Genomic DNA, 25,042 nt, shown 5'->3' with positions numbered 1-25,042 from the left:
GAACGGGAACGAGTTCGTGCGGTGACCGCGCCTACGCGAACGCCTCCACCGGCGGGCAGGCGCAGAACAGGTTCCTGTCGCCCCATGCCTGGTCGATGCGGCCGACCGGCGGCCAGTACTTCGTGCGCGCTTGGGCGGGCCCCGCCGGGTAGACCGCGAGCTCGCGCGAGTACGGGTGCGTCCACTCCCCCGTGATGACGGATTCCGCCGTGTGCGGCGCCCCGCGCAGGGGGTTGTCGTCGGCGGGCCACGCCTCATCGGCGAGTTGCCGCGCCTCGTGCTCGATGGCGATCATCGCCGCGCAGAACCGGTCGAGCTCGGCGAGGTCCTCCGACTCGGTCGGCTCGACCATCAGCGTGCCGGCGACCGGGAACGACATGGTCGGGGCGTGGAATCCGTAGTCGACGAGCCGCTTGGCCACGTCGTCGACGGTCACGCCGGTCTCGGCCGAGAGCGTGCGCACATCGAGGATGCACTCGTGCGCGACGAGCCCGCCCTCGCCGGCATACAGCACCGGGTAGTGCTCGCGCAGCCGCGCCGCGATGTAGTTCGCCGCGAGCACGGCCGCCCCCGTCGCCCGCGTGAGGCCGTCAAGGCCCATCATGCGCACGTACGCCCACGAGATCGACAGGATGCTGGGCGAGCCGAACGGCGCCGCCGACACCGGCGCCCCGCCGTGTTCGAGCCCGACGTGCTCATTCGTCTGCGCGAGCGGATGCCCAGGGAGGAACGGCGCGAGGTGGGCCTTCGCCGCGACCGGGCCGACGCCCGGACCGCCGCCGCCGTGCGGGATGCAGAACGTCTTGTGCAGGTTGAGGTGCGAGACGTCGCCGCCGAAGCGCCCGAACTGCGCGTAGCCGAGCAGGGCGTTGAGGTTCGCGCCGTCGACGTACACCTGGCCGCCGGCCTCGTGCACGGCATCCGTGATCGCGACGACGTCGTGCTCGTACACGCCGTGGGTCGACGGGTAGGTGATCATCAGCGCCGCGAGCTCGTCGCGGTTGGCCTCGATCTTCGCCCGCAGGTCGGCGAGGTCGACGTTGCCGTTCGCGTCGGTCGCCACGACGACGACGCGCAGGCCGGCGAGCACGGCAGAGGCGGCGTTCGTGCCGTGTGCCGACTGCGGGATGAGGCAGACCGTGCGCTGGTCGTCGCCGCGCGAGCGGTGGTAGCCGCGGATCGCGAGCAGACCCGCAAGCTCGCCCTGGCTGCCCGCGTTCGGCTGCAGCGAGACGGTGTCGTAACCCGTGAGCTCGGCGAGCCACCCCTCGAGGTCGCCGATCAGCTCGAGGTAGCCCGCGACATCGGATGTCGGCGCGAACGGGTGCAGGTTCGCGAACTCGGGCCAGGTCACGGCTGCCATCTCGGTCGCCGCGTTGAGCTTCATCGTGCACGAGCCGAGCGGGATCATGCCGCGGTCGAGCGCGTAATCGCGGTCGGCGAGCTGCTTGAGGTAGCGCATCATCGCGGTCTCGGAGTGGTACGAGTTGAAGACCGGATGCGTGAGGTACGCGGATTCGCGCGCGAGGTCGTCGGGGATCGCCGGACCTGCCATCCCGAAGTCCGTGCGCCGACTGTCTCCCGGTGCCAGCACCTCGCGCAGCACCGCGAGCACGGGCTCGGGGTCCTCGGCGACGGCCTCGTCGACGCTGAATGACACGGTCGCCTCATCGACCTTCCACAGCAGCACGCCGCGGTCGTGCGCCGCCTCGACCGTGGCGTCGGCATCCTCGACGGCGACCTGGACGGTGTCGAAGAACTGCGCCGACGTGACATCCGCACCGTGCGACCACAGCTCCTCCGCGAACGACCTGGCCGTCTCGTGCACCTGGGTCGCGATCGCGCGGATGCCGCGCGGCCCGTGGTACACGGCGTACATCGACGCCATCACGGCCAGCAGCACCTGCGCGGTGCAGATGTTCGACGTCGCCTTCTCGCGACGGATGTGCTGCTCGCGCGTCTGCAGCGTGAGGCGGTAGGCGGGCTTCCCGAAGGAGTCCTGGCTGACGCCGACGAGGCGCCCCGGCAGCTGGCGCTCGAGGCCGGTGCGCACCGCCATGTAGCCCGCGTGCGGGCCTCCGAAGCCCATCGGCACGCCGAAGCGCTGCGATGAGCCGACCGCGATGTCCGCGCCGAGCTCGCCCGGCGGGGTGATGATGGCGACGGCGAGCAGGTCGGCCGCGGCGATCGCGAGCGCGCCCTGCTCGTGCGCGGCCGCGAAGACGGATGCCGGGTTCCACACCGTCCCCGAGGCGCCCGGGTACTGCACGAAGACCCCGAAGAACTCGCCGAGCTCGTCGGCATCGGCCTCGGAGAGGGGCAGCACGTCGAGCTCGATGCCGACGGCCGCCGCACGGCCCTCGAGCAGCGCATGCGTCTGCGGGAATGCGTCGGCGTCGACGAGGAAGCGCGACGACTTCGACTTCGAGGCCCGGCGCGCGAGCAGCATCGCCTCGACCACGGCGGTCGACTCGTCGAGCATCGACGCGTTGGCGATATCGAGGCCCGTCAGATCGCAGACCGCCTGCTGGAAGTTGAGCAGGGCCTCGAGGCGCCCCTGCGAGATCTCGGGCTGGTACGGCGTGTAGGCCGTGTACCAGCTGGGGTTCTCGAGCACGTTGCGCTGGATCACGGCCGGGGTCAGCGTGCCGTAGTACCCCTGGCCGATCAGCGAGCGGTTCACGGTGTTGCGGGCGGCGAGGCGACGCAGCTCGGCGAGCGCCGCGCGCTCGGATGCCGCTTCGGGAATGCTCGACCGCTGAGCGGCCTCGGCCGGCAGCTGGATCGACCCCGGCACGGCCGCGCGCACGAGCGCGTCGACGCTCTCGTAGCCGACGGCCGCGAGCATCGCCTCGGTCTGCCCGGCGTCGGCGCCGATGTGTCGGTCGGCGAACACGGACCGGTTCGCGGGCGTGGCGCTGCTCACTTGCTGGTCAGCTCGTCGTACGCGGCGGCGTCGAGCAGCGCGGGCAGCTCGGTGAAGCGCACCTTGATCAGCCAGCCGGCGCCGTACGGGTCGGAGTTGACCAGGTCGGGGCTGTCGACGACGGCCTGGTTGGCCTCGACGACCTCGCCGTCGATCGGGGCGAACAGCTCGCCCACCGACTTCGTCGACTCGATCTCGCCGACGACCGATGCCGCCGCGACCGCGGTGCCCTCGGCGGGAAGGTCGACGAAGACGACGTCACCGAGCGCCGCCTGCGCGTAGTCGGTGATGCCGACGGTCGCGACGTCGCCGTCGACGAGCACCCATTCGTGCTCTTCCGTGTACTTGAGGTTCTCGGGTGCAGCCATGGTCAGCTCTTCTTTCGCTTGTAAAAGGGCACGTCGGTGACGGTGTAGGGAAGCTTGGTGCCGCGCACATCGATGGTGAGCCGGGTGCCCGGCTCGCGATATGCGGGGTCGATATAGGCGAGGGCGATGGGATGCCCGAGCGTGGGCGACAGCGCGCCGGAGGTCACGACGCCGATCTCGGTGTCGCCGTCGGCGGTGAAGACCGCGTAGTCGGCGCGCGCGGCGCGGCGGCCGTCCCCGGCGAGGCCGACGAGCACGCGGGCATCCGCCCCCGGGCCCTGCTCGCTCGCCGCACGTCCGACGAAGTCGCTCTCTTTGCCGAGGTCGACGACCCGGCCGAGGCCGGCCTGCGCAGGCAGGGTGCCGGCACCGAGCTCGTGCCCGTAGAGCGGCATGCCGGCCTCGAGTCGCAGGGTGTCGCGCGCGGCGAGGCCCGCAGGCAGCAGGCCGAACGGCGTTCCCGCCTCGACGAGCGCCTCCCACAGCTCGCGTGCGAAGTCGGGCGCGCAGAACAGCTCGAAGCCGTCTTCGCCGGTGTAGCCGGTGCGCGCGAACAGCAGCGGCCGCTCGCGGAACATTCCGGCGAGAGCGCGGTAGTAGCGCAGCCCGCCGAGGGCCGCGGGAACGTCCTCGCCGTCGGGGTGCCCGCCCTCGATGGCGAAGCCTTCTGTGGCCAGCACGATCTCGAGCGCGCGCGGGCCCTGCACCGCGATCAGCGCGACGTCGGCGCTCTCGTCGAACACCTGCGTGGCGAAACCGGAGGCGCGCTCGCGCAGCGTGTCGGCGACGACGTCGGCGTTGGCCGCGTTGGCGACCACCAGGAAGCGGTCGTCGCCTGTGCGATAGACGATCAGGTCGTCGATGACGCCGCCGTCGGCGTTCAGCAGCAGCGTGTATTTCGCCTGCCCGGGCTGCAGGGCGGACATCCGCCCCGACACCGCGTAGTCGAGCGCCGCGCCGGCCTCGTCGCCGACGAGGACGATCTCGCCCATGTGGGAGAGATCGAAGATGCCGGCGGCTTCGCGCACCGCCTTGTGCTCGGCGAGGTCGCTCGAGTAGCGCACGGGCATCTGCCAGCCGGCGAAGTCGGTGAACTGGGCACCGGCCGCCGCATGCACCTCGGCCAGCGGTGAGACACGATCAGACAAGAGTTCTCCTAGGAAAGGAACGAACTCCCCCTCTGTCTCTGTGCCTGAGAGATTCGCACCACGCGGCGCTTTCACCATCGGCGGGAATCAGCGGCCCGGGTCTCGATACGCGCGTCGCGCTACTCGACCCGGAATTGCTCCGCAATTCCACTCTTCAGAGTGGCCAGCCTGCCGCGGTACGTGTACCTGAGAGATTGTCGGGGAGGATTGCTCCTTCGGTGCTGCGCCGGGCAGCTCTCCCGCGGCGGCCTGTCGGCCCGATATTCGGTTGGTGGTGCTGCGCCCCAGCGTACCGGAACGGCGGGGCCTTCCCCACTGCACCGCCCCCGATGTCGCCGGTCGTCTCTACCCTGGGGGAATGACGCTCACCGACCAGGCTCCGGCGACCCTCGACGCGCGCGCGAGCCGAGTCATCTGGCTGCTGCTCGGCGCGACCTTCGTCGTGATCCTCAACGAGACGATCATGGGCGTCGCGATCCCGCATCTCGTCGTCGATCTGCGCATCTCCGTCGAGCTCGCGCAGTGGCTCACGACGGTGTTCATGCTGACGATGGCGGTCGTGATCCCCGTCACGGGCTGGCTGCTGCAGCGGCTCGAAACGCGCCCGGCGTTCATCCTCGCCATGAGCTTCTTCTCGGCCGGCACGCTGCTCGCAGCCGTCGCCCCCGGGTTCACGATCCTGCTCGTGGCGCGAGTGATACAGGCGTGCGGCACGGCGATCATGATGCCGCTGCTCATGACGACCATCATGGAGCTCGTGCCGCCCCACGAGCGCGGGCGTCTGATGGGCCGGGTGTCGACCGTGATCTCGGTGGCGCCCGCGATCGGGCCGACGATCTCGGGGCTGGTGCTCAACTCGCTGTCCTGGCGGTGGATGTTCATCATCGTGCTTCCCATCGCCGTCGCCATGCTCGTGATCGGAATCCTGAGCGTCGAGAACGTGAGCCCGCCCACGCGGGCGCCGCTCGACGCGCTCTCGATCCCGCTCGCCGCGCTCGGCTTCGGCGGCCTGGTCTTCGGCCTCGCGCAGATCGGCGGGGCGACGGATGCCTCGGGCGGCGGCCGGGCGATGTGGGTCATGGTCGCCGCGCTCGCCGTCGGTGCGATCGCGCTCACGCTCTTCGTCCTCAGGCAGCGCCGGCTCGCCCGACGCGAGCGCGCACTGCTCGATCTGCGGCCGTTCCTCGTGCGGAACTTCACGATCTCGGTCGTCGTGATGGTGATCATGATGGTCGCGCTCTTCGGCACGATCATCGTGCTGCCGATCTACATGCAGACGGTGCTCGGCATCAGCTCGCTGCTCGCAGGGCTGCTGCTGCTTCCCGGCGGTCTCGTGATGGGGCTGTTCGCCCCGGCCGTCGGCCGGGTCTACGACCGACGGGGTCCGACGGTGCTGCTCGTGCCTGGCGCCGTGATCGTCTCGGCCGACCTGTGGTTCCTCGCCCTGTTCTCGAGCGATCACGCGTCGATCTGGGTCGTCCTCGCGGCGCACATCGTGCTGAGCTTCGGGCTCGCGCTCATGTTCACGCCGCTGTTCACTGCGGCGCTCGGCTCGGTGACCAAGCAGTTCTACTCGCATGCGAGCGCCATCGTGGGCACCGTGCAGCAGGTGGCGGGCGCCGTCGGCACCGCGGTGTTCGTGACGATCCTCGCGGCAGTGACGCTGGCTGCGACGACACGCGGCGTGGCCGAGCTGCCGGCACAGGCGTCGGGCGTGCGTGCGGCATTCCTCATCGGCGCGATCGTGTCGCTCGGCGCGATCGTCGGCGCGTTCTTCGTGCGGCGGCCGCCCGAGACCGCGGAGCCCTAGGCGGGGAACCGCTCGGCGATGCGCTGCAGCTTGGCCCGGTAGTCGCCCCACCAGGCCTCGTCGCGCTCGGGAAGGTTGGGGAACTCGGGGTTCATGCCTGCCGCGCCGTCGAGCAGCTCGCGCACGATGTCGGCATGCCCTGCGTGCCGGGCCGACTCGTGGCCCTGGTGAACGAGGACCGTGTGCAGCGTCGGGTGCCTGCGTTCTTCCGGCCACCACGGAACCGTGCCGCGCGCGTCGAGCGGCAGGGCGTCGATCGTGGCGTCGGCGTGTGCCCAGGCGCGCCGGTAGAACGCGATCACCTCGCCCATGGGCTCGTCGGCTCGCGCCCACAGATCGTCGTTGTCGTCGGCAGCGTCGAGGTCGAGCAGCAGCGGGTCGCTCGCAGGCCGATCGAAGACCTCGCCGAAGTAGCCGTAGTCCATGTGGGCGACATGCTTCACGAGGCCGAGCAGATTGGTGCCCGTCGGCGTGACAGGCCACCTGGCCTGCCGCTCGCTCAGCCCGTCGAGCTTCCACAGCAGCGCGTCGCGCTGACGCTGCAGATAGCGCTTGAGCACGGTCTTCTCGTCGTCGGGAACCGTCATGGCTCGACGCTACGGCCTGCCTCCGACATCCACCACCGAGAGCAGCTGCTCGGATGCCGGCCGCGAGAGCAGCCCGGCCAGCGTCGTCGCGACGAGCTCATGCAGGCTCTGCCGGTAGTCGAGGCGCATCGCGGCGAGCTCGGGGTGCTGCTCGTAGGCACGTGCCATGCCCGGCGAGGGGCGGCACATGCCCCACGCCCCGCCGATGACCAGGTTGACGGATGCCGCGAGCACGAGTCGGCTCGCGTCCGGAAGCTCCCCGAGCTGTCGCTCGACGATCTGCACGAGTCGCATGGCCTGCGCGAACGCGCGGCGCTTGTAGTCGGCTGCGATCTGCGCCGAGACATTGTGCTCGAGGACCGTCGTCGAATTCGCCACCAGCTCTGCGAGGACGGGGCGCTCGGCCACCGTGCGCGCGATCGCATCGGCGATGCGCTCGACCACGGCCGGCGCCGCCGAGGGGGGCCGGCCGGAGCCGCCCGCAGACCCGCCGGCCCCCAGCTCGCCTTCGAGCGCATCGAGCCACTCGCCGTAGACCTCGTCGAGCAAGCTGAGCAGCACCGCCTCGCGCGTCTCGAAGTAGCGCAGCACGTTGGACTTGGCGAGGCCGACGCGCCGCGCGAGCTCGTTGAGGCTGAGGTCGGCGACGCGAGTTCCGCCGCCGAGCTCCTGGGCGGCGGTGTGCAGGATCGCGCTGCGACGGGCCGCGCGCTGCTCCGCGCTCCGGGCGCGGGCGAACTCGGTCGTCATTCATCCTCCTCTGGCTTAACAGACCATCGGTCTGTTACTCTCAAGACCAACAGACCACCAGTTCTATTATCTCTCCCGAGGAGCATCCCATGTACTACGACCTGCCCCCACAGCACGGGCGGCGTTTCATCGTCACCGGTTCGAACAGCGGCACCGGGCGCGAGGCCGCCAGGCGACTGGCCCTCGCGGGCGCCGACGTCGTGATGGCCGTGCGCACACCGGAGAAGGGCGAGCAGGCCAGGTCCGCGATCCTGGCCGAGGCGCCCGCTGCGCGCATCGAGGTGCGACGTCTCGACCTCGCGGACCTCGGCTCGGTGCGCGAATTCGCGTCATCCGTCGTCGACGACCGCGAGCCACTGCACGCCCTCGTCAACAACGCCGGTGTGATGGTGCCCCCGCACCGGATCGAGACCGTGGACGGCTTCGAGCTCCAGTTCGGAACCAACTTCCTCGGGCCCTTCGCCCTGACGAACCTGCTTCTGCCGACACTCCTGCGCACGCCGGGCGCGCGCGTTGCGACGATGTCCAGCGGCACCGCGAACTTCGGGCGCATCCGGTTCGACGATCTGAACTGGACCCGACGGCGCTTCTCACCGCAGCGCGCCTACGCCCAGTCCAAGCTCGCCGACCTGCTGCTCGCCCGCCAGCTGGCGGTGATCGCCGAGCAACGCGGCTGGGACCTGCTCAGCACCGCCGCCCACCCCGGGTACACGCGCACGAACCTGCAGACGGCCGGGCGCAACCTGGGGCGCGCCGACAGCGAGCAGCTTCCGCCGATCCGCCGCACCCTGCTTCCCTCCCAGGGCGTTGAACCGGGCGCCGAGCCGCTGCTCTTCGCCGCGACGTCGCCCGATGCCGAGCAAGGCGCCTACTACGGCCCCGGCGGGCGCCTCGGCCTCGTGGGCCCGACCCATCGCGCCGGCATCCCGCGCAGCGCTCGCTCACTCGAGGTCGCGCAGCGCCTGTGGCGAGCCGCAGAAGAGCTCACCGGGACGACCCTCACTCGGGAGGCATCGCCGGCTTAGGCATAATGTCTCCGCGGTGATGTGAACGAACACATCCCCAATGAGAGGCACAGATGAGCTCCCCCGACTCCGCGCGCACGGACTCCCCGCGCACGCGGGCCCCCAACATGCGGGACGTGGCGCGGCTGGCGGGGGTCTCGTATCAGACGGTGTCGCGGGTGCTGAACAACTCCGAGGCCCTTCGGCCCGAGACGCGCGATCGCGTTCTCGCCGCGATGGAGGAGCTGCACTACCGCCCGAACCGGGCCGCCCGTGCCCTCAAGACGAGCCGCTCCCGCACCATCGGGGTGCTCGCCTCCATCCGCGCCACCTACGGCCCGGCGCTCACCGTGCAGGCGATCGAGGCGGCGGCCGCCGCCGAGGGTTTCTACGTGAACACCGCGCACCTCACCCGCATCGACGAGGAGGCGATCGTCGCGGCCGTCGATCGCATGATCGAGCAGGATGTCGAGGGGCTCGTGGTCATCGCCCCGCAGCAGCGCGTCTTCGAGACACTCGCGACGCTCGCCGATCTGCCGCCGATGGTCACGCTGCGCTCGGGCCTCGACGGCGACCCGCGGGCGCTCTGGGTCGACCAGGCCGCCGGGGCTCGCGCCGCGACGGCGCACCTCGCGGAGCTGGGTCACCAGTACATCCGCCACCTCGCGGGCCCGCAGGACTGGATCGAGGCGGATGCCCGCATGCAGGGCTACCTCCTCGAGCTCTCCGACCGCGAGCTGCCGACCCTGCCGCCGATCCGCGGCGACTGGACGGCTGAGTTCGGCTACTTCGCCGGGCGGCAGCTCATCATGGCGAACGACGCCACGGCGTTCTTCTGCTCGAACGACGAGATGGCGCTCGGGGTGCTGCACGCGGCGCATTCGCTCGGGGTGCGGGTTCCCGAGGACATCAGCGTGATCGGCTTCGACGACATCCCCTCGGCCGAGCACTTCTGGCCGCCCCTCACGACGGTTCACCAGGACTTCGCCGAGCTCGGCAGGCGCTGCGTGCAGATGCTGCTGCAGGGGCGCGACGACGACACGGTCGACGTGCAGCCGCATCTCGTCGTGCGCCGGTCGAGCGGGCCGGCGCGTCGCGCCTAGAACGCACCCCGGTTTGACAACTCCCAGCGAGGTCGGCTTATGATCTGCTTCGGCCTCAGATGTGATCGTTCACATGAGGCCGTCATTCCCTGACGACGGAGTCTCAGTGCTCCCCGTCGCGGATGCACCGACGAGGAGTGAAGAGAACAGGTGAGCAATCACACCATCTTGGAGATGCGCTCCATCACCAAGGAATTCCCGGGCGTCAAGGCGCTCTCCGAGGTCAGCATGACCGTCAAGGCCGGCGAGATCCACGCGATCTGCGGCGAGAACGGCGCCGGCAAGTCGACGCTGATGAAAGTGCTGTCGGGCGTGTACCCGTATGGCACCTACAGCGGCGACATCGTCTATCAGGGCGAGGTCGTGCAGTTCTCGAACATCAAGCAGTCCGAAGAAGCCGGCATCGTCATCATCCACCAGGAGCTGGCGCTCATCCCCGAGCTCTCGATCACCGAGAACCTGTTCCTCGGCAGCGAGATCGGCAAGCGCGGCGTCATCGACTGGACCGAGGCGCAGATCCGCGCACGCGAGCTGCTCGCCCGCGTCGGCCTCGACGAAGATCCCGACACGCAGATCAAGAACCTCGGCGTCGGCAAGCAGCAGCTCGTCGAGATCGCGAAGGCGCTGCACAAGAACGTCAAGCTGCTGATCCTCGACGAGCCCACCGCGGCGCTCAACGAGACCGACTCGCAGCACCTGCTGAGCCTCATCGTGGGCCTCAAGGCCCGCGGCGTCACCTCGATCATGATCAGCCACAAGCTGAACGAGATCGAGCAGGTCGCCGACGACATCACCATCATCCGCGACGGCCGCACGATCGAGACCCTCGACGTGCACACGGGCGTCGACGAGGACCGCATCATCCGCGGCATGGTCGGCCGCTCCCTCGAGAGCCGCTTCCCCGACCGCACGCCCCACATCGGCGACGTGTTCTTCGAGGTGAAGAACTGGACGGTGCAGCATCCGCTCGACTCGTCGCGCCTCGTCTGCAAGAACGAGAGCTTCACGGTGCGCCGCGGCGAGATCGTCGGCTTCGCGGGCCTCATGGGCGCCGGCCGCACCGAGCTCGCCATGAGCCTCTTCGGCCGCAGCTACGGCACCTGGCTCAGCGGCCAGGTCTTCAAGGACGGCCGCGAGATCAAGGTCAACACGGTCCGCCAGGCGATCGAGGCCGGCATCGGCTACGTCAGCGAGGACCGCAAGGCCCTCGGGCTCAACCTGCTCGACTCGGTGAAGCGCTCGACGGTCGCCGCCGACCTGCAGAAGATCTCGACCGGCGGCGTCGTCGACTCGCTGAAGGAGTACGACGTCGCCGAGCAGTACCGCAAGCTGCTGCGCACCAAGGTGCCGACCGTCGAAGAGGGCGTCTCGAAGCTCTCGGGCGGCAACCAGCAGAAGGTCGTGCTCTCGAAGTGGATGTTCACGGACCCCGACCTGCTCATCCTCGACGAGCCCACGCGCGGCATCGACGTCGGCGCGAAGTTCGAGATCTACCGAATCATCCAGCAGCTCGCCGACCAGGGCAAGGGCGTGATCCTGATCTCGTCCGAGCTGCCCGAGCTCCTCGGCCTCTCCGACCGGATCTACACGATCTTCGAGGGCGCCATCACCGATGAATTCCCGGTCGCCGAGGCGACCCCCGAAACCCTCATGCGCAGCATGACCAGCGTCAAGAAGGATGCACTGATCTAGATGAACCCCCTCCGTCAGCTCTTCGGCGGCCGCAGCTCGAGCGCGGGCCAGTACGGCATGATCATCGCGCTCATCGCGATCGTCATCATCTTCGAGGCCTGGACCCACGGACTCACGCTCAACCCGACGAACGTGATCAACGTCTTCCAGCAGTACTCCTACATCCTGATCCTGGCGCTCGGCATGGTGATGGTGATCATCGCCGGCCACATCGACCTGTCGGTCGGATCGGTCGCCGCCTTCGTCGGCATCATCGTCGCGCAGGCGATGAGCCAGTGGCACTGGTCGTGGTGGGAGGCGATCATCCTCGGCCTCGTCGTCGGCGCCCTCGTCGGCGCCTGGCAGGGCTTCTGGGTCGCCTACGTGCGCGTCCCGGCGTTCATCGTGACGCTGGCCGGCCAGCTGATCTTCCGCGGTGCGAACCAGTGGATCGGCAGCTCGACCTCGGTCAGCGTGCCGAGCTCCTACCAGGTCATCGGCGGCGGTTTCATTCCCGACTTCGGGCCGAACACCGGCTTCAGCAACGGCACCCTGCTGCTCGGCCTGATCACCGTGGCCGCCCTCATCTGGATCGAGGCGCGGGGCCGCGCCAAGCGCCGCAAGATGGGCGCCGAGGTCATCCCCCTGTGGGTCAGCATCGTGCGCACCGGCATCCTGGTCGCGATCACCCTGTTCGGCACGTACCTGTTCGCCGCGGGCTCGGCCGGCACCAGCTTCCCGGTCGTGGCGATCATCGCCGGCATCCTGACCATCCTCTACGGCTTCCTCACCCGGAACACGATCTTCGGCCGCCAGGTCTACGCGGTCGGCGGCAACGCCAACGCCGCGGCGCTCTCGGGCGTCAACATCCGCAAGGTCAACTTCTTCGTCATGGCGAACATGTCGGTCCTCGCGGCGATCGCGGGCATGGTCTACGTCGGCTACGCCGGCGCCTCGGGCCCCGCCGACGGCACCGGCTGGGAGCTCGACGCCATCGCGGCGGTCTTCGTCGGTGGCGCCGCGGTCTCGGGCGGCATCGGAACCGTCGCGGGCTCGATCGTGGGTGCGCTCGTCATGGCGCTCCTGCAGAACGGCCTGCAGCTGGTCGGCGCGGAGTCGAACCTGCAGCAGATCATCCGCGGTCTCGTGCTGCTGCTCGCGGTCGCGTTCGACGTCTACTCCAAGACGCAGGGCCGCCCGTCGCTGACCGGCCGCCTGCTGCGCGGCGCGACCGGGGGTCGCGGCAAGGGCAATGCGGATGCCCCGGCCGACGCCGTCACGCCGCCGAAGTCGATCGACGACCAGTCCACAGTCTCCCTGCCCTAAGCGGAGCAGGTAGAAATCCGGGCGGTGCACACCGCCGCCCACGCTCGAAGAAGAGAAGAAAAGGCAATCACATGCAGAAGAAGTACATCGTCGGCATCGCCGCCGTCGCGGCGGCCGCAGCGCTGACGCTGAGCGGCTGCTCGACGGGCCGCACCACGAGCGGCTCGGGCGACAGCGGCAGCTCGTCGTCATCGGTCCCGAAGGGCTCGCTGATCGGCGTCGCCCTGCCCGCCAAGACCTCCCAGAACTGGGTGCTCGCGGGTCAGGACTTCAAGAACTCGATCGAGAAGGCCGGCTTCAAGGCCGACATCCAGTACGCAGACGCGTCGAGCCCGGTTCCGAGCCAGCAGTCGGAGATCAACTCGATGCTGACCAAGGGTGCCAAGGTCGTCATCATCGGCGCGGCCGACGGCTCGCAGCTGGGCACGCAGGTCGCCACCGCGAAGAAGGACGGCGCGATCGTCATCGCCTGGGACCGCAACATCCTGAACACCAAGAACGTCGACTACTACGTCGCGTTCAACAACTTCCACGTCGGTGAGCTGCAGGCCCAGGCCCTGCTCGACGGCCTGAAGAAGCAGAAGGGCTCCGGCCCCTACAACATCGAGCTCTTCGCCGGTTCGCCCGACGACGCCAACGCGAAGGTCTTCTTCGACGGCGCCATCAGCGTTCTGCAGCCGAAGATCGACGACGGCACCCTCAAGGTCGTCTCGGGCCAGACCGACTTCCAGAAGGTCGTCACCCAGGGCTGGCTCGCGCAGAACGCGCAGAAGCGCATGACCGACCTCATCACGGGCAACTACGCCAAGGGCACCAAGCTCGACGGCGTCCTCTCCCCCAACGACACCCTGGCCCGCGCCATCCTGCAGGCCACGAAGTCCGCTGGGCTGCCCAACCCGGTCGTCACCGGTCAGGACTCGGAGACCGACTCGATCCCGCTCATCATGAACGGCACCCAGTACTCGACGATCTACAAGGACACCAACCTTGAGGCGCAGGCCGCGATCGACCTCGTGACCACGCTCAGCAAGGGCGAGAAGCCGAAGACCGTCGACAACGACAAGAACAACGACAACGGCGCGTTCATCGTCCCGTCGATCGAGCTGAACCCGGTCCTCGTGACCAAGGAGAACGCGGTCGAGGCGTACAAGAACAACCCCACCCTCGAGAAGCTGGCGACCGACAGCAAGTAGTCGCCCCAGCGATTCGCGAACGGCCCCGGAGCGCACGCTCCGGGGCCGTTCTTCGTGGGCTCAGTAGTCGGACTCGTCGGCCGCGCGGGCGATGAAGACGAACTCCCGCCCCGGGCGGTCGGGGGCCTCGCGCACCTCGAGCGTCTCGAAGCCGGCGGCGGCGAGCGACACGCGCAGCTCCTGCTCGGTGCGGAAGCACAGCGTCGTGTCGACCTCGATGACGGTGCCGTCATCGAAGGCGTTCGAGGTGCGGAAGGTCACGGTGTGGCCCGTGACGTCGAGCACCTCCTGCCAGGACTCGACGTGGCCGATGTCCTCGACGTCGGCCTCGACCCTGGTGCGCTCGGGGGTCCACCCGTCCCACGCGCGCGCCTCGGGGCGCCGTGATTCGAAGACGAGATAGCCGCCGGGCAGCAGCGCCTCGCGGATCGATGCGAGCGCGGCATCCCACTCGGCATCCGTCAGGAAATGCTGGGCGACGTTCGCGGTCATGGTGACCAGATTCGCCGACATGGCCGGCAGGTCGGCGGCGTCGCCGACGATCCACTCGACCGCGTCGGCCCCCTCTTTGTGGCGGGCGACGTCGACCGCGTCCTCGTCGGGGTCGACCGCCGTGACGCGGATGCCGCGGCCGGCCAGCATGAGGGCGAAGGTGCCGGTCCCGCAGCCGAGGTCGATCAGCCGCCTGGCCCCCAGTTCGCCGACGAGGTCGACGTAGACGTCGAGGTCGGAGCGGTCGGGGTCGAGCGGGTCGTACAGTGCAGCGAGGCGGGATCTGTCATAGCCGTCTATGTCGTCGGGCACGCCATCGACGTTATCGAAAACGGCGGCGCGGGGCCACGTCGAGGCCGCGGCTACTTCGTGCCCATGGCCGCGGCCGCGGTCGTCACGCCCTTCGACCGGCACACGGTCGCGGGCTGACCCTTCGTCTGCTCGCAGATCGCCGCGGTCAGCACGTTCGCGGAGCCGATGACCGCCTGCGCGATGGGTGAGCTCGGCCGGCTGAGCGCGGCGGCGATCTGCGCGTGCGATGAGCCCGTGAGAACAGCGGGATCGTACTGCGCGCCGGCGATCACGCGGCCGCCGCCGAAGTCGATGAACGGAATCGACCCCGAGGTCTGTGTGTACGGCGGCGCGTCGTACGTCGACAGGACCTTCTGCTCGGCATCCGTCAGCGTGTCGAGCGGCTGGTGGTCGCGGTCGTAGATCTCCTTCGCGGTGAACTCCAGGTAATCGCTCGTGAAGCTCGTGCCGTGGAAGCTCAGGGTCGCCGTGCCGGGGTACACCTCCGGCGAGGGCGCCGAGGTCGTCTCACCGAGGTCCTCGAACGTGCCGAACCGGGCGAGAGCGACCGCGAGCGGCCAGCGCTGCGCGGCGCAATAGGGGCAGAACTCGCCGCCGACATAGAGCACCTGCGGCTTGCCGTCGGCGGTCAGCGCCGGCGCGTCGATCTTGGCCGGCGCGAGCTTCGTCGTCCCGATTCCCACCGCGTCGAAGACGGATGCCGGCACCGAGGCGACCGCGCGCGAGACGTCTGCGGGGGCCGGTGTCGCGGTCGCCGTGGGCGCCGCGGTGCCGCCGCCATCGCCGTTTCCGCCGTCGCCGCCGGCGCGCGAGCGCGCGCCCTGCAGCGCCCCGAGCACGACGGCCGCCGCGACCACGAGCACGACGACGCCGACGATGATCTGCAGAGACGCGCGGTTGCGCAGGGGCCGGGCCACCCGATCAGTATGCCCGGGACGATCGGCCCATGCGGCGAGGTCGCACCCGGTGTTGGCTTCCTCGCATGACAAGCGTTCTGGTTGCATACGCATCACGGCGCGGCGGCACGACCGGCATCGCCGAGTGGATCGCGCTCGCGCTCACCTCGGCGGGCCTGCAGGTCGGGCTCGAGCCGGCGAGCCTCGCGGGCGGCGCCGATCTCGAGGAGTTCGACGCAGCCGTCATCGCGGGCTCGGTCTATGAGCAGCGGTGGCACCCCGACGCCCGACGCCTCGTGCACCGCGTCGCGCGGCAGTGGGTCGACAAGCCGGTGTGGCTCGTGGCATCCGGCCCCCTCACGACGCTCACGGCCGCGCACCCGGCGGCGATCGCCCCCGGGCTGCGGCGAGCGGCCGACGAGGTGCACGCCCGGGGCATCACGACGTTCGGCGGTCGTCTCGACGAGCATCCGTCTGGCTGGCTCGCGGGGGCCGTCGCGAAGAAGAACGCGGGCGATTTCCGCGATCGCGCTGCGGTCGAGCGTTGGGCGGCGAAGGTCGCACACGAGCTCGCCGCCTGAGCGCGGGGCCTCAGCGGTCGAAGGATGCCCGGCTGCGCTTCCGCGCCGCCTCGCGCACCGCGGCGAGCGACTCGTCGCCCTCGCCCTCGAGTGAGCGCGCGAGCAGCTCGTAGTCGCGCCGCTCTCCGAAGGCGTCCTGCAGGCGCGAGCCGGTCTTCGCGGTCTCGGCGTCGCCGAGCGCCTCGGCGAGGTAGCGCAGCGCCCGAGCGTGCTTGCGCGCCTCGTGCTGCACGGCGAGCTCATCGAGGTCGTCCGCGTCTGCGGCGACGTCTTCCAGCAGCCGGACGAGTCGGCGGTACGCGCGGCTGTCGAGGTACTCGACGACGGCCTCGTGCAGGTGCAGGTACTCGTCCCGAGCCGCGCGGATGAGCCGGTCGTGCGCGGCATCCCCCTCGTCGTCGTCGCCGAGCTCGGCGAGCAGCTCGCCGGCCAGCTCGGCGCGCACCTCGAGATCGCGCGCCGCCCCGAGCACCGCGCCATAGCGCTTCAGCTCGCGTCGCGCCTCTGCCGCGGTCTCGCCCGGCACGAGCGCGAGCACGACGCGCAGCCGCCTCGTCACGGTGCGCGCCTTGTGCACCGAATCCGGCTCGTCGCGACGCACGGCGCTGCCGAGGCCGATCAGCGAATCGACGGCGTCGCCCAGCCAATCCTCGACCATCAGCGGCCCACCTCCAGCTCGACGTCGACCAGGTCGCCGACGTCGACCCCCTCGGCCCGCCGCACGGCGACGCGCACCGGCAGCAGGTAGACCCCGTCCTTCGGGAAGAGCGCGGTGTAGAAATCCGTCTTCCCGATGCGCGCGTTGACGGGAATCGCGCCCCAGCCGTACGTCACCATCGACGCGATCTCGGCGATGTCGTCGCTCTCGGCCTCGGGAACGCGCACGAAGGTGAACGGCGACGGGCCGCGCCAGTAGATCATCTCGCCGCGGAAGCGGAGTTCCATGCGCCGAATCTAGGACATTCCAGGCGCCTGCACGGCGGAAAGCGTCAGGCGCCGCGCGCGGCCCAGTCCTCGAAGAGGATCGCCATGATCAGCTCGTCGTGGAAGCAGCCGTCGTGGAACGTGGCCTGGCGCCGCCTGCCCTCGACGACGAATCCGGCCTTCTCGTAGGCGCGGATGGCACGAGGGTTGAACGCCGCGACATTCAGCTGCAGGCGATTGAGCCCGAGCTCGCGGAACGAGAAGTCGACGGCGATGCGCAGGGCGTCGGTGCCGAATCCCCTGCCGACGAAGTCCCCGCCCACCTGGATGGCGAGCGTGGCCGTGCGCAGCGGCAGCGAACCGCCCCAGATGTTCACAGCGCCGACGACCGTGCTGTCGGCAAGCGTCTCGATCACGAAGTTGCCCCCGCCCGTCGCCGCGGTGTTGTCGAACCACTTGCGCATGTGCTCGCGCGTCTCGGCCTGCGAGGTGATCTGATAGACGGTGCTCTGCAGCACCGTGTACTCGGGGTCGCGGTACCACGCGGCGAGCGTGTCGAGGTCGTCGTCCTCGGCGGCGCGCAGGCGGACGATCTCACCGGTGAGGGCGCGCTTGCCATAGGCGGATGCCTGCTCGGGCCGCTCCCAATGGGGCGCCTTGCTGCTGCGATGCTCGACGGTCATGTCGGCACCCTAGCGACTTCGCCCGCAACGGCCGTTGACGCCGCCGTGCTGCGGTGCTGGGCTTCGCGGCATGACGAAGTATCTGATCTCGTTCCCGAGTGCTGCGATGCAGGTGCCCCTCGGGGAGCTGCATGAGGTGGCGGATGCCGCGCATGCGGTGATTCGCGAGATGAGGGACGCCGGCGTGTACGTCTTCGGCGGCGGCATCGACGAGAGCGTGCCGCCGGTGCTGGTCGCCGCCGACGAGACCGTCAGCGAGGGCACCTACCCCGAGACGGCGCTGCTCGACGGCGGCTTCACGGTCATCGAGGCCGCATCACGCGAGGACGCCGTGCGCTGGGCGGCCAAGACGGCGGCCGCGTGCCGGTGCACTCAGGAACTGCGCGAGTTCCAGTACGACCCGCTGGTGTGACGGCGTCCGCCGGCCGCGCGGCCAACAGCCGACACCGCCTGGAAGACTCGAGCCTATGCCCGTCGCGCCGCCCACGCCGCGCATCCGCAAGGCCAGCCCTGACGATGCCGCAGAGATCGGCGCCGCCCTTCACGCGTACCTCCTCCAGACGGAAGAGGAGAAGGCGGTGCACGATGCCGGCGGGCAGCTGCCGCCCTCGGGCGAGCTTCCCGAGAGGTACCGCGCCGAAGTCCGGGATCCGCTTGGCACCTTCGCAGGCTGCCGTGTCCTCGTCGCAGACCTCGATGCCCACGTAGTAGGTGTCGTCGTGCTGAAACCGGGGGCGGAGTCGGTTGAGATCAAGCGGCTCTGGGCCTCGCCGGCTCTGCGAGGCCGTGGGGTCGGCTCGGCCCTGCTCGACGCCGCGATCAGCGAAGCCGGCGCTGCGGCGGTGACGCTCACGGTCTGGGATTGGCGCCAAGACGTGATCCGCCTCTACGCGTCACGCGGGTTCGAGCAGGTCCCCTCGTGGGACGCACGACCGCGCCTCGTCTGCATGCGGCTCGCCGTGTGAATGACCAGGGTCACACGTTGAAGCGGAACTCCACGACGTCGCCGTCCTGCATCACGTAGTCCTTGCCCTCCAGGCGCGCCTTCCCGTGGGCGCGCGCCTCGGCGACCGAGCCGAGCGAGACGAGGTCCTCGAACGAGATCACCTCGGCCTTGATGAAGCCCTTCTCGAAGTCGGTGTGGATCACGCCGGCGGCCTGCGGCGCCTTCGCCCCCTTGGGGATCGTCCACGCACGCGCTTCCTTCGGCCCGGCGGTGAGATAGGTCTGCAGGCCCAGCGTGTCGAAGCCCACGCGCGCGAGCTGGTCGAGGCCGGACTCCTCTTGCCCGGTGGACTGGAGCAGCTCCAGCGCCTCGTCCTCGGGAAGGTCGATCAGCTCGGACTCGATCTTCGCGTCGAGGAACACGGCCTTGGCCGGGGCGACCAGCTCTTCGAGTGCGGCCTTGCGCGAGGCATCCGTCAGCACGCTCTCGTCGACATTGAAGACGTAGATGACCGGCTTCGCGGTCAGCAGGCCGAACTCGCGCAGCGCGGCGAGATCGATGCCGGGCGCGTGCGAGAGGACCTTGCCCTCGGAGAGCGCCGCGATCGCGTCGTTCACCGCGGCGAGCACCGCCGGGTCGGTCTTCTTCCCCCGCACCTCTTTCTCGATGCGCGGCTGCGCCTTCTCGAGGGTCTGCAGGTCAGCGAGGATCAGCTCGGTGTTGATCGTGTCGAGGTCGCCGCGCGGGTCGACGGCGCCCGCGACGTGCACGACGTCGTCGTCGGTGAAGCCGCGCACGACCTGCGCGATCGCGTCGGCCTCGCGGATGTTGGCGAGGAACTGGTTGCCGAGCCCCTCACCCTCGCTCGCGCCCTTCACGATGCCGGCGATGTCGACGAACGACACGGTCGCGGGCACGATGCGCTCTGAGTGGAACACCTCGGCGAGCTTCGTGAGGCGCGGGTCGGGCAGGTTCACCACGCCCACGTTCGGCTCGATCGTCGCGAACGGGTAGTTCGCGGCCAGCACGTCGTTCTTGGTCAGCGCATTGAACAGGGTCGACTTGCCGACGTTGGGAAGACCGACGATTCCGATAGTGAGAGCCACGTGTCCTGATTTTACTTGCGGATGCCTGACCGCCCGCCCCGCGCACCTACGCTGACCTCGTGCCCGCCTCTCGCCCGCTCGCGGCGCCCCTGCTCGCCGGCATCGGGGCGAACGTCATCTGGGCCACCGCGTTCTTCGTGGGTCTGATCACTCCCCCGGCCGTGCCGCCGATCGCACTCGCCGTCGGGCGCTACACCGTGTTCGGCCTCATCGCGCTCGCTCTGCTGCCGCGTGCATGGCGGGCGCTGCGAACGCTGGGCCCGCGCGAGTGGGCCACCGCGCTGGTCTTCGCCGCCGTCGGGAACGTGGGCCAGTTCGTGCTCGTGCTGCTGTCGGTGCGGTTCGCCGACGGGGCGACCTCGGCCATCGTCTACGGGGTTCTCCCCGTAGCGCTCGCCATCTGGGGCAACCTGAAGCGTCGAGAGGTGCCGATGCGGCGGCTGGTCGCGCCGATCGCGATCACGGTCGGCGGCATCCTGCTGCTCTCGGGCGAGTCGTTCGTGGGGCACCACATCGCGCGGCCCGCGGCGTACGCGCTGGGCGCGGCGCTGTCGCTACTCGGCATGCTGGGCTGGGCCTGGTATGCGGAGGCGAACGCGACGTTCCTCGAGCGGCATCCGCACGTCTCGTCGCGCGACTGGGCGGGGGCGGTCGGCATCGGATGCCTGCCGCTCGCGCTCGCCCTCATTCCCGCGGCCGCCGCTCAGCACCGCACCGCCCCGGCGCTGACCGCGGTCGACTGGCTGTGGCTCGTGGCGGTGAGCCTCGCGATCGGCATCCTGCTGTCGTGGGTGGCGACGGTGCTCTGGAACGTCGCGTCACTCGCGCTGCCTGTCTCGCTCGCCGCCCAGCTGATCGTCGTCGGCACGATCGCCGGCGTCGTGATGGTGCACCTCGTGACGCTGACCTGGCCGACCTGGTGGGAGGTCGCGGGGCTTGCGGTATCCACCGCGGGCGTGCTGCTCGCGGTGCGCGTCACGCTGCCGAGAGCGGGCACCGAGGCATCCGCCACGCCGATGGCGGGGCTCAGCCCCGCCGGTAGCGGAACGCCTGAGTGACGTACGGCAGCCCGATCGCGCCGTCCTTCTCGATCTCGGGATGCCTCGCCAGCACCGCCTCGACATCGCGCAGCACCCGCGCCTGCGCGTCGGGGTCCTTCACGAGGAAGTGGCTGCGCGAGCGCACGAGCGCCAGCAGGCCGACGCGGCTGATGCGCTGCACCCAGTCGAGCTCGGCCACGTCGCCCGGCTCGAACGGGGCGCCGACGCCGTTGTCCTCTGCGGTCTTCGCGACGAAGGCGTCGTTCGAGTCCATGGCGGCGCCGAACTCGCGCACCCAGTCGACGCGCTCGTCGCGGCTGTTCCAGATCAGGCCGAGCACACCGCCCGGCTTGAGCACGCGGGCGACCTCGCGCACGGCCCGCGCGCTGTCGACCCAGTGCCACGCCTGCGCCACGGTGACCGCGTCGACGCTCTCGTCGGGAAGCGGCAGCCGCTCGGCCGTGCCGAGCAGGGTCTCGATGCCGGGCACCTTGTCGCGCAGCACCTCGAGCATCTGCGCGCTCGGATCGACCGCGATGACCTCGCGGTCCTCGCCCTGCAGCAGGCGCGTGAACTTGCCGGTGCCGGCGCCCACGTCGAGCACGCGGCGCGCATCGGCCGGAACGAGCCAGTCGACGATCTCGGGCGGGTAGCCCGGTCGGGATTCCTCGTAGACGTGCGCCGCCGCGTCGAAGCTGCGCGCGTGCTCCTGCTTGCCTGGGGTGTGCGGGGTGTCACTGACCACGGTCCCATCTTGGCGTGCAACCATGGCCCCGTGGCACTGGACTTCACCGCGATCGACTTCGAGACGGCGAACTCCTCAGGTGCCTCGGCGTGCAGCGTCGGGCTCGTGAAGGTTCGCGACGGGCGCGTCGTCGACCGGGCCTACTGGCTCATCCGGCCGCCGGTGGGGCACGACGAGTTCCTCGAGTGGAACACGCGCATCCACGGCATCCGCGCCGCCGACGTCGTCGATGCCCTCACCTGGGCCGAGCAGCTGCCCGACCTGCTCGCCTTCGCCGACGGCGACGCGTTCGTCGCGCACAATGCGGGGTTCGACATGGGCGTGATCCGCAAGGCGTGCGAGGTGACAGGGCTCGACGTGCCCATCGCCGAGTACGTCTGCAGCCTGCAGGTCGCCCGCAAGACCTACCACCTCGACTCCTACCGGCTGCCGTCGGCCGCCATGGCGGCCGGGTTCGAGGATTTCGAGCATCATAACGCCGCCGCGGATGCTGAGGCCTGCGCCGCCATCATGGTGCACGCCGCGCGCCGGCACGACGTCGACGACGTCATCGGGCTCGCCCGGGCCTGCGCGATCAAGGTCGGCCGGCTCGGCGGCACTGCTCGCGTCGCCGCATAGCGCGAGCCTGACCGCCGATGTCGGTGGTGCTCGCAAGACTGTGCGCATGCCCGCTTTCCTCGCCCTCATCATCGGTCTGATCGCCGGCGGCGCGATCGGCGCGCTCGGCGTTCTCGCGCTGCGCCGCCGCGCTGAGCCGGGTGATGCCGCGAGCGATCTGCGCGCCGATCTCGCCGCAGCCGAGGCGACCGTCGCGGCCCTGCGCGAGCAGCTTTCCGCGCAGCGCGAGACGGCCGAGCAGCTGCGCGCCGACCAGGCCGCGCGAGAAGCCCGTGAGCGCCAGCAGAACCAGGTGCTGCAGGCCCTCGCACCGGTGCGCGAGACGCTCGGCGCCATGCAGCAGAAGGTCGCCGAGCTCGAGCGCGAGCGCGCCCAGCAGTACGGCTCGCTCGCCGAGCAGCTGAGGCTGGCTCGACGCAGCGACGAGCAGCTGAGGGCGACGACGGAGTCGCTCGCCGGCGCGCTGCGCTCGAACTCCACCCGGGGCGTCTGGGGTGAGACGCAGCTGCGCCGCGTCGTCGAGGCCGCGGGGCTGACCGAGCACGTCGATTTCACGGTGCAGACCACGATCTCGACGGACGCCGGAACGCTGCGCCCCGACATGGTGATCCGCCTGCCCGGCGGCAAGCAGCTCGCCGTCGACTCCAAGGTCCCGCTCGAGAGCTATCTCGAAGCCTCCGCGATCCCCGACACGGCCTCGGGCGACGAGGCGGCACGGCGCGCCGCGCTGCTCGCGGCGCACGTGAAGGCCGTGCGCGGCCATATCGACGCGCTCGCCAAGAAGGCCTACTGGCAGGGGCTCGAGGTGAGCCCCGAGTTCGTGATCGCCTTCGTGCCGAGCGAGTCACTGCTGGCATCCGCCCTCGACGCTGACCCGGCGCTGCTCGACTACGCCTTCGGGAAGCGCGTCGCGCTCGCGTCCCCCGTCAACCTCTGGGCCGTTCTGAAGACGGTCGCCGTCACGTGGCAGCAGCAGGCGGTCACCGATGAGGCTCGCACCCTGTTCGATCTGGGCAACCTGCTCTACTCGCGCATCGGCACGCTCGCCGGCCACGCCGACTCGCTGCGGAAGGCGATCGAGCGCACCGTCGAGTCATACAACAGCTTCGCCGGCACCCTCGAGACCCGTGTGCTCGTGACGGCGCGGCAGTTCCCGGGCATCGACCCGGGGCGACTGAGCCAGGTTCCCGAACCGGAAAGAATCGACAAGGTTCCGCGGCCGCTGACCGCTCTCGAGCTGACCGAATCGCCCTAGGGTAAGAATCGGCCCGCTACTTCGAAGGAGATCCGATGCCCGTCGCAACGCCTGATCAGTACGCCGAGATGCTCGACAAGGCCAAGGCGGGCGGCTTCGCCTACCCGGCCTTCAATGTGTCGTCGTCGCAGACGATCAATGCGGTTCTCCAGGGGCTCGCCGAGGCCGAGTCCGACGGCATCATCCAGGTCACGACGGGCGGGGCCGACTACTTCGCCGGGCAGTCGGTGAAGGCGCGCGCCACCGGCGCGCTGGCCATGGCGCGGTTCGCCACCGAGGTGGCCAAGAACTACGGCATCACGGTCGCTCTGCACACCGACCACTGCCCCCAGCCGGCGCTCGAGAGCTTCCTGCTCCCGCTGCTCGCGGCGAGCGAAGAGCAGGTGCGCGCCGGCGGCGAGCCGGTCTTCCAGTCCCACATGTGGGACGGGTCCGCGGTGCCGCTCGACGAGAACATCTCCATCGCCCGCGACGTTCTGAAGCGCACCAGTGCGATTAACGCCATTCTCGAGATCGAGATCGGCGTCGTTGGCGGCGAGGAAGACGGCATCAAGCACGAGGGAACGAACGAGGCGCTCTACACGACGGTCGGCGACGTCACGAAGGCGGTCGAGGCGCTCGGCCTCGGCGAGAACGGCCGCTACATCGCGGCCCTCACCTTCGGCAACGTCCACGGCGTCTACAAGCCGGGCAACGTCAAGCTGCGGCCCGAGCTTCTGGGCGAGATCCAGGCCGGCATCGTCGAGAGGTTCGGCCACGGGCCGAAGCCCCTCGACCTCGTCTTCCACGGCGGCTCGGGCTCCTCGGCCGAAGAGATCGCCGAGGCCGTGCGCAACGGCGTCGTCAAGATGAACATCGACACCGACACCCAGTACGCCTTCACACGCTCCATCGCCGGCTACATGTTCGCCAATTACGACGGCGTGCTGAAGGTCGACGGCGAGGTCGGCGACAAGAAGAAGTACGACCCGCGCGCGTGGGGCAAGGTCGCTGAATCGGGCATGGCCGAGCGTGTCGTCGAGGCGGCGCAGCAGCTCGGCTCGGCGGGCAAGAGCGGCAGGTGACCGGTCGGGCGGCTGCGGCCGTCCCAGCGGGCGGCTACTGCGCGCCCTGAGCCGGCTGCCAGCGGTAGACGTTCGTGTTCCGCTGCACGAAGCCGCTGGTCTTGTAGAGGTGGTTGGCCGCCTCGCGGTCGGGGCGCGACGTCAAGTCGATGGTGCGCGCGTGGAAGCGCCCGTTCGCCTCGTCGATGAGATGCGTCAGCAGCCGCCGGGCGATGCCGTGCCCACGCGCGCGCTCGTCGACCACGACGTCGTCGACATGGGCGCGGATGCCGGTGGGAATCGGGTACACGACGAGCGAGGCCGCGCCGACGATGCGCCCATCGAGCCGCGCGACATAGAGGTGCGTCGCCTCGCTCGCGACGATCGCCGTGACGAGCTCGACGTCGAAGACCGCCGTCGACGAGAGCCCCGGCAGGAGTCGCTCGATGGTCTCGGCCAGTTCGTCGCTGAACGCGGTGACTTCCTCGATGCTGATGTCGGCCATGCCGCGAGAG

At 70.0% G+C, this 25,042-nt stretch carries 26 protein-coding genes and 2 riboswitches; of the genes, 13 read left to right on the top strand and 13 right to left on the bottom strand.

All coding sequences use genetic code 11. The annotated features are described in order from the left end of the window. Positions 1–31 precede the first annotated feature (31 nt). The 3 genes from gcvP to gcvT form a co-directional block, all read right to left on the bottom strand. A complete protein-coding gene (gene gcvP, locus ABD716_RS03845) occupies positions 32–2,848 on the bottom strand; it encodes an aminomethyl-transferring glycine dehydrogenase (RefSeq protein ID WP_425553383.1) in 2,817 nt (938 codons plus the stop codon). Positions 2,849–2,922: 74 nt separating this feature from the next. Continuing rightward, on the bottom strand, positions 2,923–3,294 hold the full coding sequence (gcvH, locus tag ABD716_RS03840) for a glycine cleavage system protein GcvH (protein ID WP_344773976.1): 372 nt from the start codon (positions 3,292–3,294) through the stop codon (positions 2,923–2,925). A gap of 2 nt (positions 3,295–3,296) precedes the next feature. Then, a complete protein-coding gene (gcvT, locus tag ABD716_RS03835) occupies positions 3,297–4,442 on the bottom strand; it encodes a glycine cleavage system aminomethyltransferase GcvT (RefSeq protein WP_344773974.1) in 1,146 nt (381 codons plus the stop codon). 22 nt (positions 4,443–4,464) lie between these two features. Further along, positions 4,465–4,559: riboswitch (glycine riboswitch) on the bottom strand. A gap of 47 nt (positions 4,560–4,606) precedes the next feature. Continuing rightward, positions 4,607–4,694, bottom strand: a riboswitch (glycine riboswitch). A gap of 106 nt (positions 4,695–4,800) precedes the next feature. Between gcvT and ABD716_RS03830 the strand changes: the two genes are divergently transcribed. After that, complete coding sequence (locus tag ABD716_RS03830) at positions 4,801–6,252, top strand: DHA2 family efflux MFS transporter permease subunit (protein ID WP_344773972.1); 1,452 nt, start codon at positions 4,801–4,803, stop codon at positions 6,250–6,252. Here the strand turns inward: ABD716_RS03830 and ABD716_RS03825 are convergent. Then, the gene (locus ABD716_RS03825) at positions 6,249–6,839 is read right to left on the bottom strand and encodes a DinB family protein (protein ID WP_344773970.1); all 591 of its coding nucleotides are present in this window, start codon (positions 6,837–6,839) and stop codon (positions 6,249–6,251) included. The genes ABD716_RS03830 and ABD716_RS03825 overlap by 4 nt on opposite strands. Before the next feature lie 9 nt (positions 6,840–6,848). Continuing rightward, on the bottom strand, positions 6,849–7,589 hold the full coding sequence (locus tag ABD716_RS03820; RefSeq protein ID WP_344773968.1) for a TetR/AcrR family transcriptional regulator: 741 nt from the start codon (positions 7,587–7,589) through the stop codon (positions 6,849–6,851). 89 nt (positions 7,590–7,678) lie between these two features. Here ABD716_RS03820 and ABD716_RS03815 point away from each other — a divergent pair, with 89 nt between their 5' ends. From ABD716_RS03815 to ABD716_RS03795, 5 genes are all read left to right on the top strand, one after another. Next, on the top strand, positions 7,679–8,614 hold the full coding sequence (locus ABD716_RS03815; RefSeq protein WP_344773966.1) for an SDR family oxidoreductase: 936 nt from the start codon (positions 7,679–7,681) through the stop codon (positions 8,612–8,614). Between the two features lie 53 nt (positions 8,615–8,667). Then, complete coding sequence (locus ABD716_RS03810; protein WP_344773964.1) at positions 8,668–9,696, top strand: LacI family DNA-binding transcriptional regulator; 1,029 nt, start codon at positions 8,668–8,670, stop codon at positions 9,694–9,696. Between the two features lie 174 nt (positions 9,697–9,870). Further along, the gene (mmsA, locus tag ABD716_RS03805; protein ID WP_344773962.1) at positions 9,871–11,388 is read left to right on the top strand and encodes a multiple monosaccharide ABC transporter ATP-binding protein; all 1,518 of its coding nucleotides are present in this window, start codon (positions 9,871–9,873) and stop codon (positions 11,386–11,388) included. Further along, the gene (gene mmsB / locus ABD716_RS03800) at positions 11,389–12,693 is read left to right on the top strand and encodes a multiple monosaccharide ABC transporter permease (protein ID WP_344773960.1); all 1,305 of its coding nucleotides are present in this window, start codon (positions 11,389–11,391) and stop codon (positions 12,691–12,693) included. A gap of 71 nt (positions 12,694–12,764) precedes the next feature. Further along, a complete protein-coding gene (locus tag ABD716_RS03795; protein ID WP_344773958.1) occupies positions 12,765–13,886 on the top strand; it encodes a substrate-binding domain-containing protein in 1,122 nt (373 codons plus the stop codon). Between the two features lie 60 nt (positions 13,887–13,946). Here ABD716_RS03795 and ABD716_RS03790 read toward each other — a convergent pair whose 3' ends face one another. Together ABD716_RS03790 and ABD716_RS03785 are read right to left on the bottom strand one after the other, a co-directional pair. Beyond that, a complete protein-coding gene (locus tag ABD716_RS03790; protein WP_344773956.1) occupies positions 13,947–14,690 on the bottom strand; it encodes a class I SAM-dependent methyltransferase in 744 nt (247 codons plus the stop codon). Positions 14,691–14,740: 50 nt separating this feature from the next. Continuing rightward, positions 14,741–15,607, bottom strand: coding sequence for a DUF929 family protein (locus ABD716_RS03785; protein ID WP_344773954.1), 867 nt, complete (start codon positions 15,605–15,607; stop codon positions 14,741–14,743). A 65-nt stretch (positions 15,608–15,672) separates the two neighbouring features. Between ABD716_RS03785 and ABD716_RS03780 the strand changes: the two genes are divergently transcribed. Beyond that, positions 15,673–16,167: a flavodoxin domain-containing protein gene (locus ABD716_RS03780; protein ID WP_344773952.1), complete on the top strand. Its 495-nt coding sequence runs from the start codon at positions 15,673–15,675 to the stop codon at positions 16,165–16,167. Between the two features lie 10 nt (positions 16,168–16,177). Here ABD716_RS03780 and ABD716_RS03775 read toward each other — a convergent pair whose 3' ends face one another. From ABD716_RS03775 to ABD716_RS03765, 3 genes are read right to left on the bottom strand one after another with little or no spacing between them, the layout of a single operon-like run. Then, the gene (locus tag ABD716_RS03775) at positions 16,178–16,825 is read right to left on the bottom strand and encodes a CHAD domain-containing protein (protein WP_344773950.1); all 648 of its coding nucleotides are present in this window, start codon (positions 16,823–16,825) and stop codon (positions 16,178–16,180) included. Further along, positions 16,825–17,112, bottom strand: coding sequence for a DUF1905 domain-containing protein (locus ABD716_RS03770; RefSeq protein WP_344773948.1), 288 nt, complete (start codon positions 17,110–17,112; stop codon positions 16,825–16,827). The genes ABD716_RS03775 and ABD716_RS03770 overlap by 1 nt, the downstream gene beginning before the upstream one ends. A gap of 44 nt (positions 17,113–17,156) precedes the next feature. Next, positions 17,157–17,774: a GNAT family N-acetyltransferase gene (locus ABD716_RS03765; protein WP_344773946.1), complete on the bottom strand. Its 618-nt coding sequence runs from the start codon at positions 17,772–17,774 to the stop codon at positions 17,157–17,159. 70 nt (positions 17,775–17,844) lie between these two features. Between ABD716_RS03765 and ABD716_RS03760 the strand changes: the two genes are divergently transcribed. Both ABD716_RS03760 and ABD716_RS03755 read left to right on the top strand, forming a co-directional pair. Next, positions 17,845–18,186: a YciI family protein gene (locus tag ABD716_RS03760; RefSeq protein ID WP_344773944.1), complete on the top strand. Its 342-nt coding sequence runs from the start codon at positions 17,845–17,847 to the stop codon at positions 18,184–18,186. A 55-nt stretch (positions 18,187–18,241) separates the two neighbouring features. Beyond that, complete coding sequence (locus ABD716_RS03755; protein WP_344773942.1) at positions 18,242–18,739, top strand: GNAT family N-acetyltransferase; 498 nt, start codon at positions 18,242–18,244, stop codon at positions 18,737–18,739. A 10-nt stretch (positions 18,740–18,749) separates the two neighbouring features. On the opposite strand, the gene ychF is transcribed toward ABD716_RS03755, so the two are convergent. Continuing rightward, positions 18,750–19,826, bottom strand: coding sequence for a redox-regulated ATPase YchF (gene ychF, locus ABD716_RS03750; RefSeq protein WP_344773940.1), 1,077 nt, complete (start codon positions 19,824–19,826; stop codon positions 18,750–18,752). Positions 19,827–19,885: 59 nt separating this feature from the next. Between ychF and ABD716_RS03745 the strand changes: the two genes are divergently transcribed. Next, the gene (locus tag ABD716_RS03745; RefSeq protein WP_344773938.1) at positions 19,886–20,884 is read left to right on the top strand and encodes a DMT family transporter; all 999 of its coding nucleotides are present in this window, start codon (positions 19,886–19,888) and stop codon (positions 20,882–20,884) included. On the opposite strand, the gene ABD716_RS03740 is transcribed toward ABD716_RS03745, so the two are convergent. After that, positions 20,853–21,611 (bottom strand): class I SAM-dependent methyltransferase, encoded by a 759-nt coding sequence (locus ABD716_RS03740; RefSeq protein WP_344773936.1) that lies wholly within the window; start codon positions 21,609–21,611, stop codon positions 20,853–20,855. The genes ABD716_RS03745 and ABD716_RS03740 overlap by 32 nt on opposite strands. Before the next feature lie 30 nt (positions 21,612–21,641). Between ABD716_RS03740 and ABD716_RS03735 the strand changes: the two genes are divergently transcribed. The 3 genes from ABD716_RS03735 to fbaA are packed head-to-tail and all read left to right on the top strand — an operon-like array spanning position 21,642 to position 24,548. Next, complete coding sequence (locus ABD716_RS03735) at positions 21,642–22,229, top strand: 3'-5' exonuclease (protein ID WP_344773934.1); 588 nt, start codon at positions 21,642–21,644, stop codon at positions 22,227–22,229. Between the two features lie 46 nt (positions 22,230–22,275). Then, the gene (locus ABD716_RS03730; RefSeq protein ID WP_344773932.1) at positions 22,276–23,484 is read left to right on the top strand and encodes a DNA recombination protein RmuC; all 1,209 of its coding nucleotides are present in this window, start codon (positions 22,276–22,278) and stop codon (positions 23,482–23,484) included. A 35-nt stretch (positions 23,485–23,519) separates the two neighbouring features. Continuing rightward, on the top strand, positions 23,520–24,548 hold the full coding sequence (fbaA, locus tag ABD716_RS03725; protein ID WP_344773930.1) for a class II fructose-bisphosphate aldolase: 1,029 nt from the start codon (positions 23,520–23,522) through the stop codon (positions 24,546–24,548). 34 nt (positions 24,549–24,582) lie between these two features. On the opposite strand, the gene ABD716_RS03720 is transcribed toward fbaA, so the two are convergent. Further along, entirely contained in the window at positions 24,583–25,032 is a 450-nt protein-coding gene (locus ABD716_RS03720; RefSeq protein ID WP_344773928.1) for a GNAT family N-acetyltransferase, read from the bottom strand. Between the last annotated feature and the right edge of the window lie 10 nt (positions 25,033–25,042).

The organism is Gryllotalpicola kribbensis (assembly GCF_039538245.1).
GTDB classification, from domain to species: Bacteria; Actinomycetota; Actinomycetes; order Actinomycetales; family Microbacteriaceae; genus Gryllotalpicola; species Gryllotalpicola kribbensis.
The sequence above is the reverse complement of the archived record's forward strand: the minus strand, read 5'-3'. Positions and strand labels throughout refer to the sequence as shown.

Coding starts and splice junctions, on each gene's coding strand:
- ABD716_RS03730 (WP_344773932.1), top strand. CDS start 22,276: ATGCCCGCTTTCCTCGCCCTCATCATCGGTCTGATCGCCGGCGGCGCG.
- fbaA (WP_344773930.1), top strand. CDS start 23,520: ATGCCCGTCGCAACGCCTGATCAGTACGCCGAGATGCTCGACAAGGCC.
- ABD716_RS03815 (WP_344773966.1), top strand. CDS start 7,679: ATGTACTACGACCTGCCCCCACAGCACGGGCGGCGTTTCATCGTCACC.
- ABD716_RS03720 (WP_344773928.1), bottom strand. CDS start 25,032: ATGGCCGACATCAGCATCGAGGAAGTCACCGCGTTCAGCGACGAACTG.
- mmsA (WP_344773962.1), top strand. CDS start 9,871: ATGCGCTCCATCACCAAGGAATTCCCGGGCGTCAAGGCGCTCTCCGAG.
- ABD716_RS03765 (WP_344773946.1), bottom strand. CDS start 17,774: ATGACCGTCGAGCATCGCAGCAGCAAGGCGCCCCATTGGGAGCGGCCC.
- ABD716_RS03810 (WP_344773964.1), top strand. CDS start 8,668: ATGAGCTCCCCCGACTCCGCGCGCACGGACTCCCCGCGCACGCGGGCC.
- ABD716_RS03760 (WP_344773944.1), top strand. CDS start 17,845: ATGACGAAGTATCTGATCTCGTTCCCGAGTGCTGCGATGCAGGTGCCC.
- ABD716_RS03825 (WP_344773970.1), bottom strand. CDS start 6,839: ATGACGGTTCCCGACGACGAGAAGACCGTGCTCAAGCGCTATCTGCAG.
- ABD716_RS03795 (WP_344773958.1), top strand. CDS start 12,765: ATGCAGAAGAAGTACATCGTCGGCATCGCCGCCGTCGCGGCGGCCGCA.
- ABD716_RS03770 (WP_344773948.1), bottom strand. CDS start 17,112: ATGGAACTCCGCTTCCGCGGCGAGATGATCTACTGGCGCGGCCCGTCG.
- ABD716_RS03820 (WP_344773968.1), bottom strand. CDS start 7,589: ATGACGACCGAGTTCGCCCGCGCCCGGAGCGCGGAGCAGCGCGCGGCC.
- ABD716_RS03755 (WP_344773942.1), top strand. CDS start 18,242: ATGCCCGTCGCGCCGCCCACGCCGCGCATCCGCAAGGCCAGCCCTGAC.
- ABD716_RS03780 (WP_344773952.1), top strand. CDS start 15,673: ATGACAAGCGTTCTGGTTGCATACGCATCACGGCGCGGCGGCACGACC.
- ABD716_RS03775 (WP_344773950.1), bottom strand. CDS start 16,825: ATGGTCGAGGATTGGCTGGGCGACGCCGTCGATTCGCTGATCGGCCTC.
- ABD716_RS03830 (WP_344773972.1), top strand. CDS start 4,801: ATGACGCTCACCGACCAGGCTCCGGCGACCCTCGACGCGCGCGCGAGC.
- gcvH (WP_344773976.1), bottom strand. CDS start 3,294: ATGGCTGCACCCGAGAACCTCAAGTACACGGAAGAGCACGAATGGGTG.
- gcvP (WP_425553383.1), bottom strand. CDS start 2,848: ATGCTCGCGGCCGTCGGCTACGAGAGCGTCGACGCGCTCGTGCGCGCG.
- mmsB (WP_344773960.1), top strand. CDS start 11,389: ATGAACCCCCTCCGTCAGCTCTTCGGCGGCCGCAGCTCGAGCGCGGGC.